The following is a 17,435-nucleotide window of genomic DNA, read 5'->3' as shown; positions in this document are numbered from 1 at the left end:
GCTCCCCGAGGAGGGGACGGGCGGCACCGGCCCCACCGCCCCCGGTCCCGGGCAGGTTGCCCGGGCCGGCTCCGGCATCTCCGTCCTGGACACCGCCGGCTTCGACATCTCCGGCGCGCCGCGAGGGTGAAACGATTCCTCCTGTAGGGGTGTCCGCTCCTCGTGGGCACTCGTCCGCGTGACGGCGAGGAGGTCGACATGCGAAGCGGGCTGCTCGGCAGGCGCCGCCGGCACAACCCCCTGCGGCGCCGGTCGGACGTCGTGGAGGCGTGGACGGTGCTGGTGGTCGCGGTACTCGTCCTGATCGGCGCGCCCCTCGCCGGGGCGCTCACCGGCCGGTGGGCCCATGAGGGCGCGCGGGCCGTGGCGGCCGAGCAGCGGGCCGAGCGGCACCGGGTGCGGGCCGAGGTCGTGGGCCGGCCGCCGGACACGCCGCCGACGGCGGAGGGCGTCCGGGAGCACCGCCCGCGGATCGCCGTGCGCTGGACGGAGCCCGGTGCGGGCCCGCGGACGGCCACCGCGCTCGTGCCCGCCGGGACCCACCGGGGAGACCGGGTCGACGTGTGGCTCGACGCCCGGGGCCGGAGCGTCCCGCCGCCGCCCGACGGCACGGCGGTGTGGCAGCACACGCTGACGCTGGGGGTCGCCACGGCGGGCGGCTCGGCCGCCGCGGTGCTCCTCGGGCACGCGGTCCTGCGCCGGGTGGCGCTGCGGCACCGGCTGGCGGAGTGGGACCGGGAGTGGGCGCGCACGGAGCCCGAGTGGAGCCGGCGCGGCGCCTGAGGGCGGCGGCCGGGACGGCATCGGGCCTGGTCCCGGGGGCTGGTAAGCGCTACCACCGCCCACGTACGGTGTGATCATCCGTACGGCCACTCATCACAAGGCGGTTGCTCATGGCCCTGTTCGACCTGTCCCTGGAGGAACTCCACGAGTACCGCAGCGGATCCGCCGAGCCGGAGGATTTCGACGCGTTCTGGTCCAAGACCCTCCAGGAGGCCCGCGAGCACGACCTGGACGCCCGCTTCGAGCCGGTCGACACGGGGCTGGCGACGGTGCGGGTGTTCGACGTGACGTTCGCCGGGTACGGCGGTCATCCGGTCAAGGGCTGGCTGACCCTGCCCGCCGCGACGGAGGAACCGGTGCCGCTGGTCGTGGAGTTCGTCGGCTACGGCGGGGGCCGCGGCCTGCCCCACGAGCACCTGCTGTGGGCGTCGACGGGCCGCGCGCACTTCATCATGGACACCCGCGGCCAGGGCAGCGCCTGGGGCGGCGGTGGCGGTACCGCAGATCCGGTGGGCGCCGGGCCCGCGTTCCCCGGTTTCATGACCCGGGGCATCGACGCCCCCGACGACTACTACTACCGCCGGGTGTTCACCGACGCGGTGCGGGCCGTGGAGGCGGCCCGTTCGCACCCGCTGACGGACGCGACGCGGACCGTGGCGCTCGGCGCGAGCCAGGGCGGCGGCATCACGATCGCCGTGGGCGGTCTGGTGCCGGACCTGGTGGCGGTCGCGCCGGACGTGCCGTTCCTGTGCGACTTCCCGCGCGCGGCGACACTGACGGACCGTCACCCGTACCGGGAGATCGGCCTGTTCCTCAAGACGCACCGCGGCCGCACGCAGGACGCGCTGCGCACCCTGTCCTACTTCGACGGCGTGCACTTCGCCGCCCGGGGCTCGGCGCCGGCCCTGTTCTCGGTGGCGCTGGAGGACCAGACGTGCCCGCCGTCGACGGTGTTCGCGGCCTTCAACGCGTGGGCGCACGAGGACCGGACGATCGAGGTGTACGACTTCAACGACCACGAGGGCGGGGGCCCGTACCACGAGGCCGCCAAGGTGCGCTGGCTGCGGTCGTACGCGTGAGGTCCTGATCGCCGCCTTTCTTCCCGTCCGACCAGTCGGTATGTTCAGGTGGTTCCCGGCCGCGGGACTGCGGTCCGGGGTCCCGGCGGATCAGGGAGGGCCCATGACCGAGCACGTGCCCGAGGTGCACGGCCACTGCGACGAGCGTTTCGCGGCGGTGCGCACCGCGTTCGAGGAGAACTTCCGGGAGCGGGGTGAACTGGGTGCCGCCGTGACCGTCACGGTCGGCGGCGAGACCGTGGCCGACCTGTGGGGCGGCTGGGCCGACCGGGCGCGCACGCGCGCGTGGGAGCGGGACACGCTGGTCAACGTGTGGTCGACGTCGAAGGGACCGACCGCGCTGTGCGCGCACCTCCTGGCCGACCGGGGGCTGATCGACCTCGACGCCCCGGTCGCCGCGTACTGGCCGGAGTTCGCCGCGGCGGGCAAGGAGGGCGTCCTCGTCCGGCACCTGCTGTCGCACCGCGCCGGTCTGCCGGGGCTGCGCGAGCCGCACACGCTGGAGCAGCTCTACGACTGGGAGCTGACCACCGCCCGCCTCGCGGCGATGCAGCCGTGGTGGGAGCCGGGCACCCGGTCCGGCTATCACGCGCTCACCTACGGCTTCCTGGTCGGCGAGGTCGTGCGGCGCGTCACGGGGCTGCTGCCGGGCGCCTTCCTGGAGCGCGAGGTGACGGGGCCGCTGGGGATCGACTTCACCATCGGGCTGCCGGAGAGGGAGGCCGGGCGGGCGGCGGAGCTGGTGCATCCGCCTGCCGCGTCGAGCGGCGGACAGGCCGCCCTCTTCAGCCGGCCGGCGCCCGCGGCCGTCGCCGCGCTGGCCAATCCCCCGGCGGGCGCCGAGGAGGCGAACACGCCCGCCTGGCGGGCCGCGGAGATCCCGGCCGCGAACGGCCACGGCACCGCGCGGGCGGTCGCCGCCCTGTACGGCGTGCTGGCGGGCGGCTCCCCGGGCGGTCGGCGCCTGCTGTCCCCCGAGGCGGCCGAGCGGGTGCGCGAGGGCCAGGGCAGCTGCCGGGACCTGGTGCTGGGCGCCGGCCTCGACCAGGACACGGAGATCGGGCTCGGCCTGTGGCTGAGCGGCCCGAACGGCTCCTACGGACCCAACCCGCGGGCTTTCGGACACGACGGCTTCGGCGGCTCGTGCGGTCTCGCCGACCCGGAGGCCGGGCTGTCGCTGGGCTACGTGATGAACCGCATGGGGCCTCACATCGTGGCCGACCCGCGGAAGACGGCGCTGGTGGAGGCCGTGTACAGCGCGCTGTGAGAGGGCGGCGGGCGGTCCGGTTTCGGCCGTTCGGACCACCCGCCCTTCCCTGGTGGTTTAGACCAATGCTAGATCTGTGGTGCACAAGCCCGCACGGCACGTCATCACCCGCACGGCACGTCACCACAGGAGGCGCGCGGCATGGCCCGCACCATCCCCCACGATCAGCCCCTCTACCGACGGATAGCGAAGGAGTTGCTCGGCGAGCTGCGCGACGGCACCATCCCGCCCGGTGAACGCCTGCCCGCCGAGCGGCAGTTGGCGGAGCACTTCGGGGTCAGCCGGGTCACCGTCCGGCAGGCCCTGGAGGTGCTGCGCCGGGACGGACAGGTCGCCACCGACCGGCGCGGCAGCCACGCCGTCCTGCCCGGAGCGCCGGTCGCCGACCCGGCCTGGCTCGCCTTTCCCGTCGGCTCCCGGTCCGCGGACGACCCCTGCGCGGTGGACCGCACGGCGCTGAGCTGGGAGCCGCCCCCGCCCGGGCACGCCGGCGCGCTGGACCTCGCCCCGCACCGGCCGACGCTGGTCCACCGCTACGAGTCGACGGACGCCGACGGACGCGCCCTGCGCACGGCCGTGACCTCCTTCTCGGCGGTGGCCCTCGCGGAGGTCGGGGAACTCGCCCGCTACCGCGACCGCACCGACACCACCGGCACCCGCGCCGGCACCACCGGCTCCCCACAACTGCGGCGCGTCTACGACTGGATGCGGCGGGCCGGGCTGACCCTGCACCACCGGGACGCCATCACCCGTCCGGACGACGCCGCGTCGATGCGGGTGACCCGGCACGTGCACGACCAGTACGCCCGGCCGCTGGAGATCACCGACCTGGTGGTGAGGACCCACCAGGAGGCACTGGTCTACGCGTTCACCCTGCCCGCGGCCCACTGACCCGGACCGCGTCAGCCCGCCTCAACGCGTCCGGCGCGCCTCGACCATCCGGACCCGCGGGCTCCCGTCGCCCCGCGTCCCGAACTCGGGCAGGGCGCGCAGGTCCACCCGGAACCCGGTGCGCTCCAGCTCCCGGCGGACCTCGCCCAGCCGGAAGGCGCGGTAGTACATCACGAACGGGGGGCGCCACACGGCGTTGCGGACCCGCATCACCGCGTCGAAGCCGAGGAGCGTCCAGAACGCGGGGGAGGACGACCGGGGCGGCGCGAGCACCGGGAACGCGAACCGGCCGCCCGGCCGCAGCGCACCGTGCACCTGGGCGAACAGGCCGGGCAGTTCCCCGGGCAGGAAGTGCCCGAACGCGCCGAAGCTGACGACGAGGTCGAAGGCCTCCGTGAACGGCAGGGCACGCGCGTCCGCCCGCACCCAGGACACCCGCGGCCCCGGCGGCCGGGCGCGCCCGCGGGCGACGTCGAGCATCCCGGCGCTGAAATCGACCCCGGTGACACTGCCGCGGCAGAGCGTGGCCAGCGCGTCGACGCCGGCGCCGGTGCCGCAGCACAGGTCGAGGCCGTCGTCGTAGGGGCCGGTGCGGCGCAGGGCCGACGTGACCGCGTCGAGGACGGGGGCGGGGGTGCGGAACGGCGTGTGGTCGAACTTCGGCGCGAGGAGGTCGTAGCCGTGCTCGACGGACGACAGCGCCTGGACGGCGAGTTCGCGCAGCGTGGGGCCTTCGGGGCTGAACATCGGCGTCAGCCTACGGCGGTACGACGCCGCAGGTGCACCAGGACCCGCTCGCACCAGCGCAGGTTCTCCTCCTCGAAGGCGATGCCGGCCATCAGCGTCAGGTAGGGGCCGATCCGGTCGGCCTCGCGCAGGAACTCCTCCTCGGTGCGGTCGGCGAGGAGCCGTTCGCGCACGCGCAGGTAGCGGTCGAGCTTGGCGCGCGCCCAGCTCATCCGTTCCTCGATCTGCGCGCGGGTCGTTTCGGGTTCGACGCCGACGCCGTCCATCGCCTGGACCTTGATGAGGAGTTCGTCCCGCACGGCGGTGGGCCGGCGCGGCGGTGCGGCGGCGAAGGCGCGCAGGTCCTCGCGACCGGCCTCGGTGAGGGTGAACATCCGCTTGTCGGGCCGGCGCTCCTGCCGCACGACGCGTGCCGCGACCAGGCCGTCCCGCGCGAGGCGCTCCAGCTCGCGGTAGAGCTGCTGCGGGGTCGCGGGCCAGAAGTTCGCGAGGGAGACGTCGAAGACCTTGGACAGTTCGTAGCCCGAGGCCTCGCCCTCCAGGAGGGCCGCCAGGACGGCGTACTTGAGCGACATGTGGACACGGTAACAGCAGGTGATTATCCTCATCCGCACTTAGACAACTATTTGAATATGAGGTGATCGGATGCGCGCGTTCCGAGAGGCGGTCGAGGCCGGCGACCTCGACGCGGTGGAGGCCCTGCTCGCCGAGGACGTCGTGTTCACCAGCCCGGTCGTGTTCAAGCCCTACCCCGGCAAGGCGATCACCGCGGCGATCCTGCGCGCGGTGGCGCAGGTCTTCGAGGACTTCCGGTACGAGGGGGAACTCGCCGGGGCGGACGGCCGCGACCACGCGCTGGTGTTCACCGCGCGCGTCGGTGGGCGGGAGCTGAGCGGCTGCGACTTCATCCACGTGGACGAGGACGGGCTCATCGACCGGCTGACGGTGATGGTGCGGCCCCTGTCGGGCGCGCAGGCGCTGGCCGAGGCGATGGGGGCACGGTTCGAGCAGATCGTGAAGGAGGCCGAGGCGCGCGCCCGATGAACACACCGGTGGCCGGCACGCGGGGCGGTCCCCGCGCGCCGGCCACCACGCGTCGCGCGCGTCAGTCCTTGATCTGGTCCAGCGTGGTCTTCGAGTCCGCCTTCAGCCAGTCGGTCACCTGCTCGAGCGACGGCGGGTCCTTGTCCTCGTCGTAGGAGGACAGGTAGGAGCTGTAGCTCATCGTGTACGTCGTCCAGCCGTCCCGGACGGCGAGTGTGGCGTAGAGCGAGCCGCTGGTGGAGCCGCTGGTGGTGTCCTGGCTGACCAGGTAGGCCTCCTCCCCGATGTCCTCGACGGTCTCCACGTCGTAACCGGGGTACCTCTCCTGGTAGTTCTTCCACATGGCCGTGAACTCCGGCCCCGGGTCCGACTTCTTGTGCAGGTCCACCTGGGTGGAGAGATAGGCGTCGGCGTAGCTCGACCCGGTCTTCTTCAGGTTGATGCTGCAGTAACTCTCGTCGAGAACCGCGTCCTTGAGGGCGTTGTGCGTCGGCGAGCCGTCGCTGTCCGGGTACTCCGTCTCGAAGGAGGAGTAGTCCGTGCTGGAGCAGAGGTTCGCCGGCGCCGTGTAGCCGCGCAGGTCCGCTTCGGCGTCCTTCCCCCCGACCAGGAAGACGCCCGCCGCCCAGGCCGCCGAGGCGACGACCGCGCCCACGACCACCCACAGCACCGCCCGCCCCGCCCCGCCACCGCCGGACGGCGGCGGAACGGCCGGATACGGGCCCTGCTGACCGTACGGGTAGCCGACCGCCGGCTGCCCCGGCCCCCCGGGCGGGCCGGGGGGACCGAGCCGGCCCGGCTGACCGACCAGGGTCGGTGTGGCGTAGAAGTTCTGCTGGCCCGGCACGGGCGCGGCCGGCGGCGGGAAACTCCCCGCCGTTCCCGGGTTCGGCGACTGCGGATTCGGATACGGATACGCACTCGGAGGAGCCGGCGCCCCGGACGGCTGCTCGGGCTCCTGCGGAGGCGTGGGCGGCGTGGACATGATGTGAAGATAGTGCAGCGTGGGAGGCCAAGTCCCCTGTCGTCCAGGATCGTTATGGTCCGGGGACATCTGGTACCGACCGATGACATCGCGGTCCGGACCAGGAGGGGAATGCCCCGGGAACAACGGGGCCGGCCCCGTGTCGAGGCGGGTGGAAAGGCCCGGTTCTCCTCGCCACGACGGCAGGCGGCTGCTAAGCTTCCCGACAGCACCTGTCCACGCCCCCTCCTTTCCGGGGCGCCGGTGCGGTTCCTCTCCCAGATCGCTGTTGCGCCCGCCGGTCCCGGTCGGTGCGCCGGCTCTTCCGCAGAAACCTCGTGAGCCGCGGTTCCGCCGCGTCCGAGGTCCTGCTTCCCACCGCCGAAGGCGCGCGTAGACCGCCTTCCCCCTCGCGGATCCACCCCCTTCCTTCGCATGCCCCATGCCTTCCGTCCCCGAAAGGACAGACCACCATGACCACCACGCTCGAACACCCCCCTGTCCGGCAGCGGCCCACCGCCCAGCTCGTCAGCGGCGTCCTCGACGTCGACGGCGGCGGGAAGGGGTGGTTGCGCGCCCGGACCTGCCTGCCCGCCCCCGACGACGTCCAGGTCCCGGCCGCGCTGATCCGCCGACTGGGCCTGCGCAAGGGCGACTTCGTCGAAGGCACGCGCGACGGCCGGCGCACGCTCACCGAAGTGGCGCGCGTCGGCGGACGCGCGCCCGACGCCCTGCGCGGTCGCCGTCACTTCCATGACCTGACGCCCCTGTACCCGCACGAGCGGCTCCGCCTCGAACACCCGGCGGCCGGACTCGCCGGACGGGTCGTCGACCTGCTCGCGCCCGTCGGCAAGGGCCAGCGCGGGCTGATCGTGGCACCGCCCAAGACCGGCAAGACCGTCCTGATCCAGCAGTTCGCCGCCGCCGTCGCCGGGAACCACCCGGAGGCCCGGCTGATGGTGCTGCTGCTCGACGAACGCCCCGAGGAGGTCACCGACATGCGGCGCTCGGTGCGCGGCGAGGTCTACGCCTCCACGTTCGACCGGACGCCCGGGCAGCACATCGCCCTGGCCGACCTGGTCGTCGAACGGGCCAAAAGGCTCGTCGAGGCGGGCGAGGACGTCGTGATCCTGCTGGACTCCCTGACCCGGCTGTGCCGGGCCCACAACAACGCGGCCGCACCCGGTGGCCGCACCCTCAGCGGTGGCGTCGACGCCACCGCGCTCATCGGCCCCAAGCGGTTCTTCGGGGCCGCGCGGACCGCCGAGGAGGGCGGCTCGCTCACCATCGTCGCCAGCGCGCTGGTGGAAACCGGCTCCCGCGCCGACGACTTCTTCTTCGAGGAGCTCAAGAGCACCGGCAACATGGAGCTGCGCCTCGACCGCGAACCGGCCTCGCGCCGCGTCTTCCCGGCCGTCGACATCACCGCCTCCGGCACCCGCCACGAGGAACTCCTGCTTCCTCCGGTCGAGTTGGCCGCCGCCCGCGGCCTGCGCCGCGCCCTGCGGACCCGGGACGGCCAGGCGAACCTGGAAACCCTCCTGGAGCGGATGCGCGCCACCGCGGACAACGCGGCGTTCGTCCGCCGCGTCCAGCCGACCCTCCCGGCCGCCTGACCGCCTCGCTCCGTGGGGTCGGCGGGAGGTGCCGTGGCGCAGGGGCCGGTACGACGACCGACGACAGTGGCCGCGAGGACCCGGTGCGGCGCGCGGAGCGAGCCACTCGGTGGAACCGGGGTGCCGTCGCGTGCGGCATCCGGGTGCACGCGCCCGATGTGCGGCACGGGCAGCGCGGGGAAACCCCACTTCATTCTTACGTTGCTCGTATGACAATCGGATTCTCCTCTCGGGCTGCCGCCTCGGCCTGCGCACTCTGTGTGACGGGCGCCCTGGTCCTCGGGCCCGCGGCGTCCGCCGCTCCCGGCGCGGACCCCGGCCCGGCGGGCGGAGCGCGCGTGACTCCACCGCGGCCCGCCCTGCTGTACCGCTCCGGTACGCAGGTCCGGCCGCGCCCGGGAGCACCCGGCGTCCCGGACGTCTCCGCACGGTCGTGGCTGGTGGCCGACGCCGACACCGGCGACGTGCTCGCCGCGTCGAACGCGCACCGCAGGCTGCCTCCCGCGAGCACCCTGAAGACCCTGTTCGCCCTCACGGTGCTGCCGGTCCTGCCCGGCGGCATCCGGCACCGGGTCACCGAGGCCGAACTGGCCGGCATCGGAGCCGGCAGCAGCCTGGTGGGAGTCGCCGAAGGGCAGTCGTACCAGGTCTCCGACCTGTGGCGGGGGGTGTTCCTCAACTCCGGCAACGACGCCGTGCGCGTGCTGGCCGCGCTCAACGGCGGCTGGCGCACCACGGCCGCCCGGATGCAGGCCAAGGCCCGCTCGCTGGGCGCCCTGGACACGCGCGTGCTGTCCCCGGACGGGTACGACGCCCCCGGCCAGGTGTCCTCCGCGTACGACCTCGCGGTGTTCGGACGGGCGGGGCTGAGCAACCCGGACTTCGCCCGGTACTGCGCCACCGTCGAGGCCCGCTTCCCGGCGCGCGACGGGGGGACGTACGGCATCGTCAACACCAACCGTCTGCTCAGCGGAACGGACGGGGTCGAGCCGTACCCCGGACTGATCGGCATCAAGAACGGCTACACCAGCAACGCGGGCAACACCCTCGTGGCCGCGGCCCGGCGGGGTGACCGGACGCTCGTCGTGACCGTCCTCAACCCCCGCTCCGGCGGCGGACTCGCCGTCTACGAGGAGGCGCGCGCGCTGCTCGACTGGGGGTTCGGGGCCGCAGGCCGGGTCGATCCCGTGGGCTCGCTGGACGCACTGCGGGCGCGGCCGAGGCCGGGGCCGGGGCCGGGGCCGGGGCCACAGGCGACACCCGTGGCCGCGACGGCTCCCACGGCCCCCGCGGCCCCCGCGGTCGCCGTGGCCGACGACGGGTCCGGCTGGTCGAAGGCGGCGGTCATCGCGGGTGCCGCCGCGCTGGGCGGTACCGCCGTCGCCCTGGTACTGCGGTTCGAGGTCCGCCGCCGCGCGGGGCGCCGGCCGGCCGGCGGGGACGGCCGGGGCCGGTGAGCGCGGCCGCTCAGAACACCGACAGGCCCGTCAGCGTCGTGAAACGGTCCAGGGCGGCCACGCCCGCCACCGAGTTCCCGCGTTCGTCCAGGCCGGGGCTCCACACGCACAGCGTGCAGCGGCCGGGCACGACCGCGATGATGCCGCCGCCGACACCGCTCTTGCCGGGCAGACCCACGCGGTAGGCGAAGTCACCGGCCGCGTCGTAGGTGCCGCAGGTCAGCATGACGGCGTTGACCTGCTTGGCCTGGCTGCGGCTGAGCAGGCGGCTGCCGTCGGCGCGGACGCCGTGCCGGGCGAGGAAGCCGGTGGCCAGGGCGAGGTCGGCGCAGGAGGCGGTGAGGGAACACTGCCGGAAGTACTGGTCGAGGAGGACCGGCACCGGGTTGTCGATGTTGCCGTAGGACGCCATGAAATGGGCGAGGGCGGCGTTGCGGTCGCCGTGCGCGGACTCGGAGGCGGCCACCCCCAGGTCGAAGTCGAGCACCTCGCTGCCGCTCTCGGCCCGCAGGAAGTCCCGCAGTTCGCCCGCCGCGTCCCCGGTGCGGGTCTGGAGGCGGTCGGTGACGACGAGCGCGCCCGCGTTGATGAACGGGTTGCGGGGGATGCCGTTCTCGTACTCCAGCTGGACCAGCGAGTTGAAGGGGTTGCCGGAGGGTTCGCGGCCGACGTGCTCCCAGAGTTCGTCCCCCTCGCGGGCCAGGTCGAGGGCGAGGGTGAAGACCTTGGTGATCGACTGGGTCGAGAACGGCTCACGCCACTCCCCCACCCCGTACACCGTGCCGTCCAGCTCCGCCACGGCCATCCCGAAGCTGCGGGCGTCGCGGGCGGCGAGCGCCGGGATGTAGTCGGCGGGCCGCCCGCTGCCGGGCGTGCGGGCCATCTCCTCGGCGATGCGGTCGAGGACCGGCTGGAACTGCGAGCACATGATCGTCATCATGCCGCACGCCGGTCCGCAGGTGTCCCAGGGCGCCGCGCCACCCTCGCCGTGCCGTCCAATCAGGCATGTCTTGCCGCGGACTCCGCGTGCTGGCCGGTCCCACGCGGGACCGCACGCCAGGGTGAAGGCCCACGGTCTTCGTGTGTCGGGGACCGTTCGGTCATCGAGCAGACAGGAGCGACGTTGCGTCAGCGGAACGAACGCGCCGCGGCCACCGGGTCGGTGCGACGAGATGACCGGGACGACGGGGACAGGGCCGGGGCGGTGGCCGGTCCGGCGCGGAGAGGCGCAGCGGTGGGCGTGTGCGCCGCGGCGGTGCTGCTGGCCGGATGCAGTCTGCCCGCCCCGCACGTACCCGTCCGGGAGAACCCGCAGGGCGGACGGACGTTCCATCTCAGTCCCCGGGGCGACGACGGCCGGACCCCGCGGACCGCCTGGCGCACCCTTCGCCATGCCGACGCCCAGCGGTTCAAGCCGGGTGACCGGCTGCGGCTGAAGGCGGGCGCCCGGTTCCCGGGCACGCTGAGCATCGGGCAGGGGGACGCCGGCGACCCCCGTAAACCCGTCGTGATCGAGTCCTACGGGACGGGCCGCGCGATGATCGTGGCGCACGGCACGCGCGCCGTCGAGGTGCACAGCACGAGCGGGATCGTCATCCGCGACCTGACTGTCGTCGGCGACGCCGCGGCCTACCGGTCGCAGGACGGCATCGCCCTCGTCAACGACCTGCCCGGCGACCGGAAGCTGCCGTACCTGCGGGTGCCGGGTGTCGAGGCGAAGGGCTTCCGCAACGGCGTCCGGCTGCACGGCGGCCCCGGGGCATCCGGCTTCCGGGACGTGGTGATCAGCGACTGCGCGCTGCACGCCGACCAGGACGCGGGCCTGGTCGCGGACGGCCCCGCATTCACCGCCGGAGCACCCGCCTACGCGCACGAGGACCTGACCGTGCGGAAGGTGCGGGCCTACGACAACGTCGGGGACCCCCGGGCGTCCGGCCGCAACACCGGCAGCGGCATCATCCTGGGCAGTGTCCGGCGCGGTGTGGTGGAACGCTCCGTCTCCCACGACAACGGCGCGCTGTCCGCACCGAACGCGATCGAGGGCCCCGAGGGCATCTGGACGTAGGACTCGACGCGCATGACGTTCCAGAGGAACGTCTCCTACGGCAACCACACGGGTTCGCAGGTGGACGGCGGCGGGTTCGGCCTGGACAACAACGTCTCCCACTCGCTGGTGCAGTACAACCTGGCCTACGGAAACGACGGCGCGGGCTTCCTCGTGTACTCGGCCGTCCCGAACTCGGTGCACACGGGCAACACGCTCCGTTACAACATCAGCCACAACGACAGCCGCAAACTCCAGGACTACGGCGGCATCGTCGCGTTCGGCTCACACGTCACCGGCCTCGCGATCTACCAGAACACGGTGCTGATGTCGTGGGACCGCCGGCGCGGCGGTTTCCGTGGGCGTAGCCGTGGGGGTTGAGTTCCTGGAACCGCCAGGCGTCACGGCACATGGCGGCGAGGTCACGGGTGGTGGTCCAGTCCCAGGCCGCGGCCACCGCGCTCGCGGGACGGGCTTCATCCCTGGGTGTGACGACAGCCCGCGTGTCGGCCGGGTGCGGAGCGCCCTGCCCCGGCCGCACCACGCGGGGTGCCGTTCCTCAGAGCGCCTTCGTCGTGCCGCTGCCGGCGAGTATCTCCGGGCGCAGCAGGGCGGCGAGCCGCTCGGCGGGGAGCAGGCCCTTCTCCAGGACGAGTTCGGCGACGCCGCGGCCGGTGGCGAGGGCCTCCTTGGCGATGTCGGTGGCCGCGGTGTACCCGATGTGCGGGTTGAGGGCGGTGACCAGACCGATGGAGTTCTCGACGCTCGCGCGCAGCACCTCGGTGTTGGCGGTGATGCCGGACACGCAGCGCTCGGCCAGGGTCAGGCAGGCCGCGCGCAGGTGGGTGATCGACTCGGACAGGGAGTGCAGGATGATCGGCTCGAAGGCGTTGAGCTGGAGCTGTCCGGCCTCGGCGGCCATGGTGATGGTGACGTCGTTGCCGATCACCTCGAAGGCGACCTGGTTGACGACCTCGGGGATCACCGGGTTGACCTTGCCGGGCATGATGGACGAACCGGCCTGTACGGGCGGCAGGTTGATCTCGCCGAGGCCGGCGCGCGGCCCGGAGGACAGCAGGCGCAGGTCGTTGCAGCTCTTGGAGAGCTTGACCGCGATCCGCTTGAGCACGCCGGACATCTGGACGAACGCGCCGCAGTCCTGGGTCGCCTCGACGAGGTTGGCGGCGGTGACGAGCGGCAGGCCGGTGATCCCGGCGAGGTGGCGGCGGGCCGACTCGGCGTAGCCGGCCGGCGCGTTGAGCCCGGTGCCGATGGCGGTGGCGCCGAGGTTGATCTCGTGGATCAGCTCGACGGCCTCGGCGAGGCGGCTGCGGTCCTCGTCGAGCATGACGGCGAACGTGGAGAACTCCTGTCCGAGGGTCATCGGGACGGCGTCCTGGAGCTGGGTGCGGCCCATCTTCAGGACGTCGCGGAACTCGACGGCCTTGCGTGCGAAGGCGTCCTGGAGGACGGCCATGGCCTTGAGCAGCCCGCGCACCGCGAAGACGGTCGCGACCTTGACGGCGGTCGGGTAGACGTCGTTGGTCGACTGTCCGAGGTTGACGTCCTCGTTGGGGTGCAGGTGCCGGTACTCGCCCTTCGCGTGGCCCAGCAGTTCCAGGGCCCGGTTGGCGACGACCTCGTTGGCGTTCATGTTGGTCGAGGTGCCCGCGCCGCCCTGCACGACGTCCACCACGAACTGGTCGTGCAGCTTGCCGGCGCGGATCTCGCGGCAGGCGGCGACGATCGCGGCGGCCTTCTCCGGGGCCAGCAGTCCCAGTTCCTCGTTGGCGAGGGCGGCGGCCTCCTTGACGGCGGCGAGGGCGTCGATCAGGTGCGGGTAGGCGGAGATCGTGGTGCCGGTGATCGGGAAGTTCTCGATGGCGCGCAGGGTGTGGATGCCCCAGTACGCGTCGACGGGGACGTCCCGGTCTCCGAGCAGGTCGTGTTCGCGGCGGCTGACGACGACAGTCATGAGGGTGCGGTCTCTTTCTGGGGGAAGGTGGGTGACCGGGGGCGGGACGGGAAGCGACCGCCGGTGCGGACTCCCCCGGCCGGGCCTGCGCCCCCCTCCCGCGGCCGGGCCGGCGGCTCACGCACCGCCGGCGGTCACACGCGGGTCGGCTGAGTGACCGGGTCGAGGGCGCGAACCGTGCGGACACCGCCGACGGGTCGGCCGCCGCCGAGGAGCGGTTCGCCGGCGAAGGGCGTGAGCAGCACGGGGTCGACGCCCGCCCGGGCGAGGGCGGCCGCGGTGACCGGGACGCGGGCCCGGTCCGCGCCGTCGGAGATCTTCACGGCGACGGCCCGGCCGTCGGGGAGGGCGGCGACCTCGACGCCCTCGAAGCCGTCCTTGGCGAGCAGACCGGGGACGGCCCGCATCAGGGCGGCGACGTCCCGGCCGGAACCGGAGGCCATCTCGGGGTGCGCGCGCATCGCGTCCGCCACCCGTGCCTCGGGCGTGCCGGGCACGGCGGTGGTGACGCGGGCGACGGCGCGTGCCAGGCCGCTGAGGGAGACGGAGAAGAGCGGCGCGCCGCACCCGTCGACGGTCACCCGGGCGATCCGCTGACCGGTGAGGTCCTCGACGATCTCGGCGATCGCCTGCTGGAGCGGGTGCCCGGGGTCGAGGTGGCCGTCGAGGGACCAGCCGTTGAGCTTGCAGGTGTACAGCATGGCCGCGTGCTTGCCGGAGCAGTTCTGGGCGAGGCGCGAGGGCAGGCGGCCCTGCCGTGTCCAGGTGTCGCGGACGACCGGGTCGTACGGCAGGTCCGTGACGTTGCGCAGGTCGTCCTCGGTGACGCCGGCCAGCTCGAGGATGCGCCGGGTGCCGGCGAGGTGGCGTTCCTCGCCGGAGTGGCTGGCGGCGGCGAGCGAGAGCAGTTCGCCGTCGAGCGGGAGCCCGGCGCGCACCATGGCGACGGCCTGGACGGGCTTGAGCGCGGAGCGCGGGTAGAAGGCGACCTCGACGTCACCGAGCTGGAAGTCGACCTCGCCGTCCGTGCCGAGGACGACGACGGAGCCGTAGTGGACGCCCTCGGTCACCTCGCCGCGGACGAGGTGGGCGACGGGGGCGTGGAGGGGTTCGCGGATCGCGGGCGCGTCGGCGAGAGGGCTGCTGTACATCACTGCCTGGTCACTGGTGGGTGGGCGGGGGCCGGCGGCGGGTTCACGCGTCGGTCCCGGTGGACGGGGTGCGCGTGCGGCGGACGCGGGTGGCGTACCAGCCGGCGACGAGCGCGGCGGCGATCAGCGGCAGGCACAGCACGGTGGTGCGTCCGGCGCCGCCGTCGGCGTACATGAGGACCAGGACGGAGGCGAGGAAGGCCAGCGTCACGAGTTCGGTCCAGGGGGAACCCGGCAGCCGGTAATCGGGGCGGGTCAGGTGGCCGTTCTGGGTCCTCTGCCAGAACAGCAGGTGGCAGATCATGATCATGCCCCAGGTGGCGAGGATGCCGAGCGCGGCGAAGTTCAGGACGATCTCGAACGCGTCGGCGGGGACGACGAAGTTGAGGCCGACGCCGAGGACGCACACGCCGCTGGTGAGCAGGATGCCGCCGTAGGGGACCTGGGTGCGGCTCATCCTCCCGGTGAACCGGGGTGCCGAGCCGCTCACGGCCATGGAGCGCAGGATGCGGCCGGTGGAGTACAGGCCCGAGTTGAGGGAGGACATCGCCGCCGTGAGCACGACGAGGTTCATCACGCCGCCCGCGGCCGGGACGCCGATGTTGGAGAGCACCGTGACGAAGGGGCTCTCGCCGGAGGTGTACTTGTTCCACGGCAGCAGCATCGACAGCAGCAGGACCGAGCCGACGTAGAACAGGCCCACGCGCCACATGATCGAGTTGATCGCCTTCGGCATGATCTGCTCGGGGTTCTCGGTCTCACCGGCGGCGACGCCGACCAGTTCGACGGAGGCGTAGGCGAAGACGACGCCCTGGACGACCAGCAGCATGGGCAGCAGGCCGTTGGGGAAGATGCCGCCGTTGTCGGTGATCAGGGACGGGCCGGGGGTGGTGCCGTCGACCTGGTGCTGGGTGACCAGCAGGAAGATGCCGATGCACATGAAGATCACGAGCGCGCCGACCTTGACGATCGCGAACCAGAACTCCAGTTCGCCGAAGATCTTCACCGAGATCAGGTTCACCGTGAGGACCACGGCCAGGGCGATCAGCGCGATCACCCACTGGGGTATGTCGGAGAACATGCCCCAGTAGTGGGTGTAGGTGGCCACCGCGGTGATGTCGGCGATGCCGGTGGTGGCCCAGTTCAGGAAGTACATCCAGCCCGCGGTGTAGGCGCCCTTCTCCCCCATGAACTCGCGGGCGTACGACACGAAGGCGCCGGAGGAGGGGCGGTACAGGACGAGTTCGCCGAGGGCGCGCACCACGAGGAAGGCGAAGACGCCGCAGACCGCGTAGGCGATGAAGAGGGAGGGGCCGGCGTCGGCGAGGCGGCCGCCGGCGCCGAGGAAGAGGCCGGTGCCGATGGCGCCGCCGATGGCGATCATGTTGACGTGCCGGTGTTTGAGGGACTTGCTGTAGCCCGCGTCCCCGGCGTCGACGTGACGGGTCGCGGTGCGCGTCCCGTCCTTGAGGTGCTGTTCGCTCAACGCTCGGATCCGCCTTCCAGGGGGGAGTCGGTGCGCGGGGGGCGCACGATGTCGGTGAGGGTCGTCTCGACGCGGTCGAGGTGGTGGCTCATGGCCTCCACGGCGTCGGACTCGGAACCGTCGGTCAGCGCCTCGACGATGGCCCGGTGTTCGCGGTTGGACTGCTCGCGCCGTCCGCCCAGTTCGTTGAGGAAGGCCGACTGACGTGCCAGCGCGTCGCGGATCTCCTCGATGACCCGGCGGAAGACCGGGTTCTGTGCGGCCTCGGCGACGGCGAGGTGGAAGAGGGTGTCCATCGCGACCCAGGCGGTGGTGTCGGTCTCCCGTTCCATCCGGTCCAGGAGGTGGGCCAGGTGGTCCAGGTTCTCCGGGGTGCGGCGGACGGCCGCGTACCCGGCGACCGGGATCTCGATGTGGCGGCGCACTTCGAGCAGGTCGCTGGCCGCGTAGTCGCCGAAGGTGGGGTCCTCGACGGTGCTGGCGACGACGAAGGTGCCCTTGCCGGTCCGGGAGACCGTCAGGCCCATGGTCTGGAGGGCGCGCAGGGCCTCCCGCAGGACGGGCCGGGAGACCTCGAGGGTGCGGCACAGTTCCGCCTCGGAGGGGAGCTTGTCCCCGATGGCGTAGTGGCCGCGCTCGATGGCGTCGCGCAGGTGGGCGAGCACCGCTTCCATCGCACTGACGCGACGGGGTACCGGACCACCTGTCTGGCTGTCTGACAGGTTCACGGGAGTGATACTCCGGGTGGCCGGAGGCCGCTGTCAAGGCAGCTGAAAGGAAAGATTCAACGAATGAACCGCGTGAAAGCGGATGTCGTGCCTCCGCTCGGGTCCGGTGGCGGCACCTCGGGCAGGGCGGCCGACGCCGGGCCCGTACCCGCCGCCCCGGACCCGCACCGGCCGCCCCGGCCGGGGGGATGGACCATCGAGGG

17 protein-coding genes are annotated in these 17,435 nt (G+C 73.0%); 9 read left to right on the top strand and 8 right to left on the bottom strand.

From position 1 onward, the window contains the following. Positions 1 to 198 precede the first annotated feature (198 nt). From ACGFQC_RS23400 to ACGFQC_RS23385, 4 genes are all read left to right on the top strand, one after another. Positions 199 to 783, top strand: coding sequence for a hypothetical protein (locus ACGFQC_RS23400; protein ID WP_363092654.1), 585 nt, complete (start codon positions 199 to 201; stop codon positions 781 to 783). Positions 784 to 893: 110 nt separating this feature from the next. Beyond that, the gene (locus tag ACGFQC_RS23395; RefSeq protein ID WP_363092655.1) at positions 894 to 1,862 is read left to right on the top strand and encodes an acetylxylan esterase; all 969 of its coding nucleotides are present in this window, start codon (positions 894 to 896) and stop codon (positions 1,860 to 1,862) included. 103 nt (positions 1,863 to 1,965) lie between these two features. After that, positions 1,966 to 3,129, top strand: coding sequence for a serine hydrolase domain-containing protein (locus tag ACGFQC_RS23390; protein WP_363092656.1), 1,164 nt, complete (start codon positions 1,966 to 1,968; stop codon positions 3,127 to 3,129). 141 nt (positions 3,130 to 3,270) lie between these two features. Next, complete coding sequence (locus ACGFQC_RS23385) at positions 3,271 to 4,020, top strand: GntR family transcriptional regulator (protein WP_363092657.1); 750 nt, start codon at positions 3,271 to 3,273, stop codon at positions 4,018 to 4,020. 21 nt (positions 4,021 to 4,041) lie between these two features. Here ACGFQC_RS23385 and ACGFQC_RS23380 read toward each other — a convergent pair whose 3' ends face one another. Then, complete coding sequence (locus tag ACGFQC_RS23380) at positions 4,042 to 4,767, bottom strand: class I SAM-dependent methyltransferase (protein ID WP_363092658.1); 726 nt, start codon at positions 4,765 to 4,767, stop codon at positions 4,042 to 4,044. Positions 4,768 to 4,772: 5 nt separating this feature from the next. Next, the gene (locus ACGFQC_RS23375) at positions 4,773 to 5,342 is read right to left on the bottom strand and encodes a PadR family transcriptional regulator (protein WP_363092659.1); all 570 of its coding nucleotides are present in this window, start codon (positions 5,340 to 5,342) and stop codon (positions 4,773 to 4,775) included. Between the two features lie 70 nt (positions 5,343 to 5,412). On the opposite strand from ACGFQC_RS23375, the gene ACGFQC_RS23370 reads away from it, so the two are divergent. Beyond that, positions 5,413 to 5,811: a nuclear transport factor 2 family protein gene (locus tag ACGFQC_RS23370; protein WP_363092660.1), complete on the top strand. Its 399-nt coding sequence runs from the start codon at positions 5,413 to 5,415 to the stop codon at positions 5,809 to 5,811. Between the two features lie 61 nt (positions 5,812 to 5,872). Here the strand turns inward: ACGFQC_RS23370 and ACGFQC_RS23365 are convergent, their stop codons facing one another. Continuing rightward, on the bottom strand, positions 5,873 to 6,796 hold the full coding sequence (locus ACGFQC_RS23365; RefSeq protein ID WP_363092661.1) for a hypothetical protein: 924 nt from the start codon (positions 6,794 to 6,796) through the stop codon (positions 5,873 to 5,875). 452 nt (positions 6,797 to 7,248) lie between these two features. On the opposite strand from ACGFQC_RS23365, the gene rho reads away from it, so the two are divergent. Together rho and ACGFQC_RS23355 are read left to right on the top strand one after the other, a co-directional pair. Then, the gene (rho, locus tag ACGFQC_RS23360) at positions 7,249 to 8,391 is read left to right on the top strand and encodes a transcription termination factor Rho (protein WP_363092662.1); all 1,143 of its coding nucleotides are present in this window, start codon (positions 7,249 to 7,251) and stop codon (positions 8,389 to 8,391) included. A gap of 209 nt (positions 8,392 to 8,600) precedes the next feature. Beyond that, entirely contained in the window at positions 8,601 to 9,848 is a 1,248-nt protein-coding gene (locus ACGFQC_RS23355) for a serine hydrolase (RefSeq protein WP_363092663.1), read from the top strand. Between the two features lie 10 nt (positions 9,849 to 9,858). Here ACGFQC_RS23355 and ACGFQC_RS23350 read toward each other — a convergent pair whose 3' ends face one another. Continuing rightward, the gene (locus ACGFQC_RS23350; protein WP_363092664.1) at positions 9,859 to 10,788 is read right to left on the bottom strand and encodes a glutaminase; all 930 of its coding nucleotides are present in this window, start codon (positions 10,786 to 10,788) and stop codon (positions 9,859 to 9,861) included. Positions 10,789 to 11,082: 294 nt separating this feature from the next. On the opposite strand from ACGFQC_RS23350, the gene ACGFQC_RS23345 reads away from it, so the two are divergent. Both ACGFQC_RS23345 and ACGFQC_RS23340 read left to right on the top strand, forming a co-directional pair. Next, positions 11,083 to 11,913, top strand: a complete 831-nt coding sequence (locus ACGFQC_RS23345) for a hypothetical protein (RefSeq protein ID WP_363092665.1) — start codon at positions 11,083 to 11,085, stop codon at positions 11,911 to 11,913. Positions 11,914 to 11,925: 12 nt separating this feature from the next. Beyond that, entirely contained in the window at positions 11,926 to 12,273 is a 348-nt protein-coding gene (locus ACGFQC_RS23340; protein WP_363092666.1) for a hypothetical protein, read from the top strand. Positions 12,274 to 12,451: 178 nt separating this feature from the next. Here ACGFQC_RS23340 and aspA read toward each other — a convergent pair whose 3' ends face one another. The 4 genes from aspA to ACGFQC_RS23320 form a co-directional block, all read right to left on the bottom strand. Further along, the gene (gene aspA, locus ACGFQC_RS23335; protein ID WP_363092667.1) at positions 12,452 to 13,867 is read right to left on the bottom strand and encodes an aspartate ammonia-lyase; all 1,416 of its coding nucleotides are present in this window, start codon (positions 13,865 to 13,867) and stop codon (positions 12,452 to 12,454) included. A gap of 134 nt (positions 13,868 to 14,001) precedes the next feature. Next, complete coding sequence (locus ACGFQC_RS23330; protein WP_363092668.1) at positions 14,002 to 15,018, bottom strand: asparaginase; 1,017 nt, start codon at positions 15,016 to 15,018, stop codon at positions 14,002 to 14,004. Positions 15,019 to 15,061: 43 nt separating this feature from the next. Continuing rightward, on the bottom strand, positions 15,062 to 16,504 hold the full coding sequence (locus ACGFQC_RS23325) for an amino acid permease (protein ID WP_363092669.1): 1,443 nt from the start codon (positions 16,502 to 16,504) through the stop codon (positions 15,062 to 15,064). Then, positions 16,501 to 17,232: a FadR/GntR family transcriptional regulator gene (locus tag ACGFQC_RS23320; RefSeq protein WP_363092670.1), complete on the bottom strand. Its 732-nt coding sequence runs from the start codon at positions 17,230 to 17,232 to the stop codon at positions 16,501 to 16,503. The genes ACGFQC_RS23325 and ACGFQC_RS23320 overlap by 4 nt, the downstream gene beginning before the upstream one ends. Positions 17,233 to 17,435: the final 203 nt, after the last annotated feature.

The sequence above is a fragment of the Streptomyces sp. NPDC048734 genome, assembly GCF_043198675.1.
Taxonomy (GTDB): domain Bacteria; phylum Actinomycetota; class Actinomycetes; order Streptomycetales; family Streptomycetaceae; genus Streptomyces.
The sequence above is the reverse complement of the archived record's forward strand: the minus strand, read 5'-3'. Positions and strand labels throughout refer to the sequence as shown.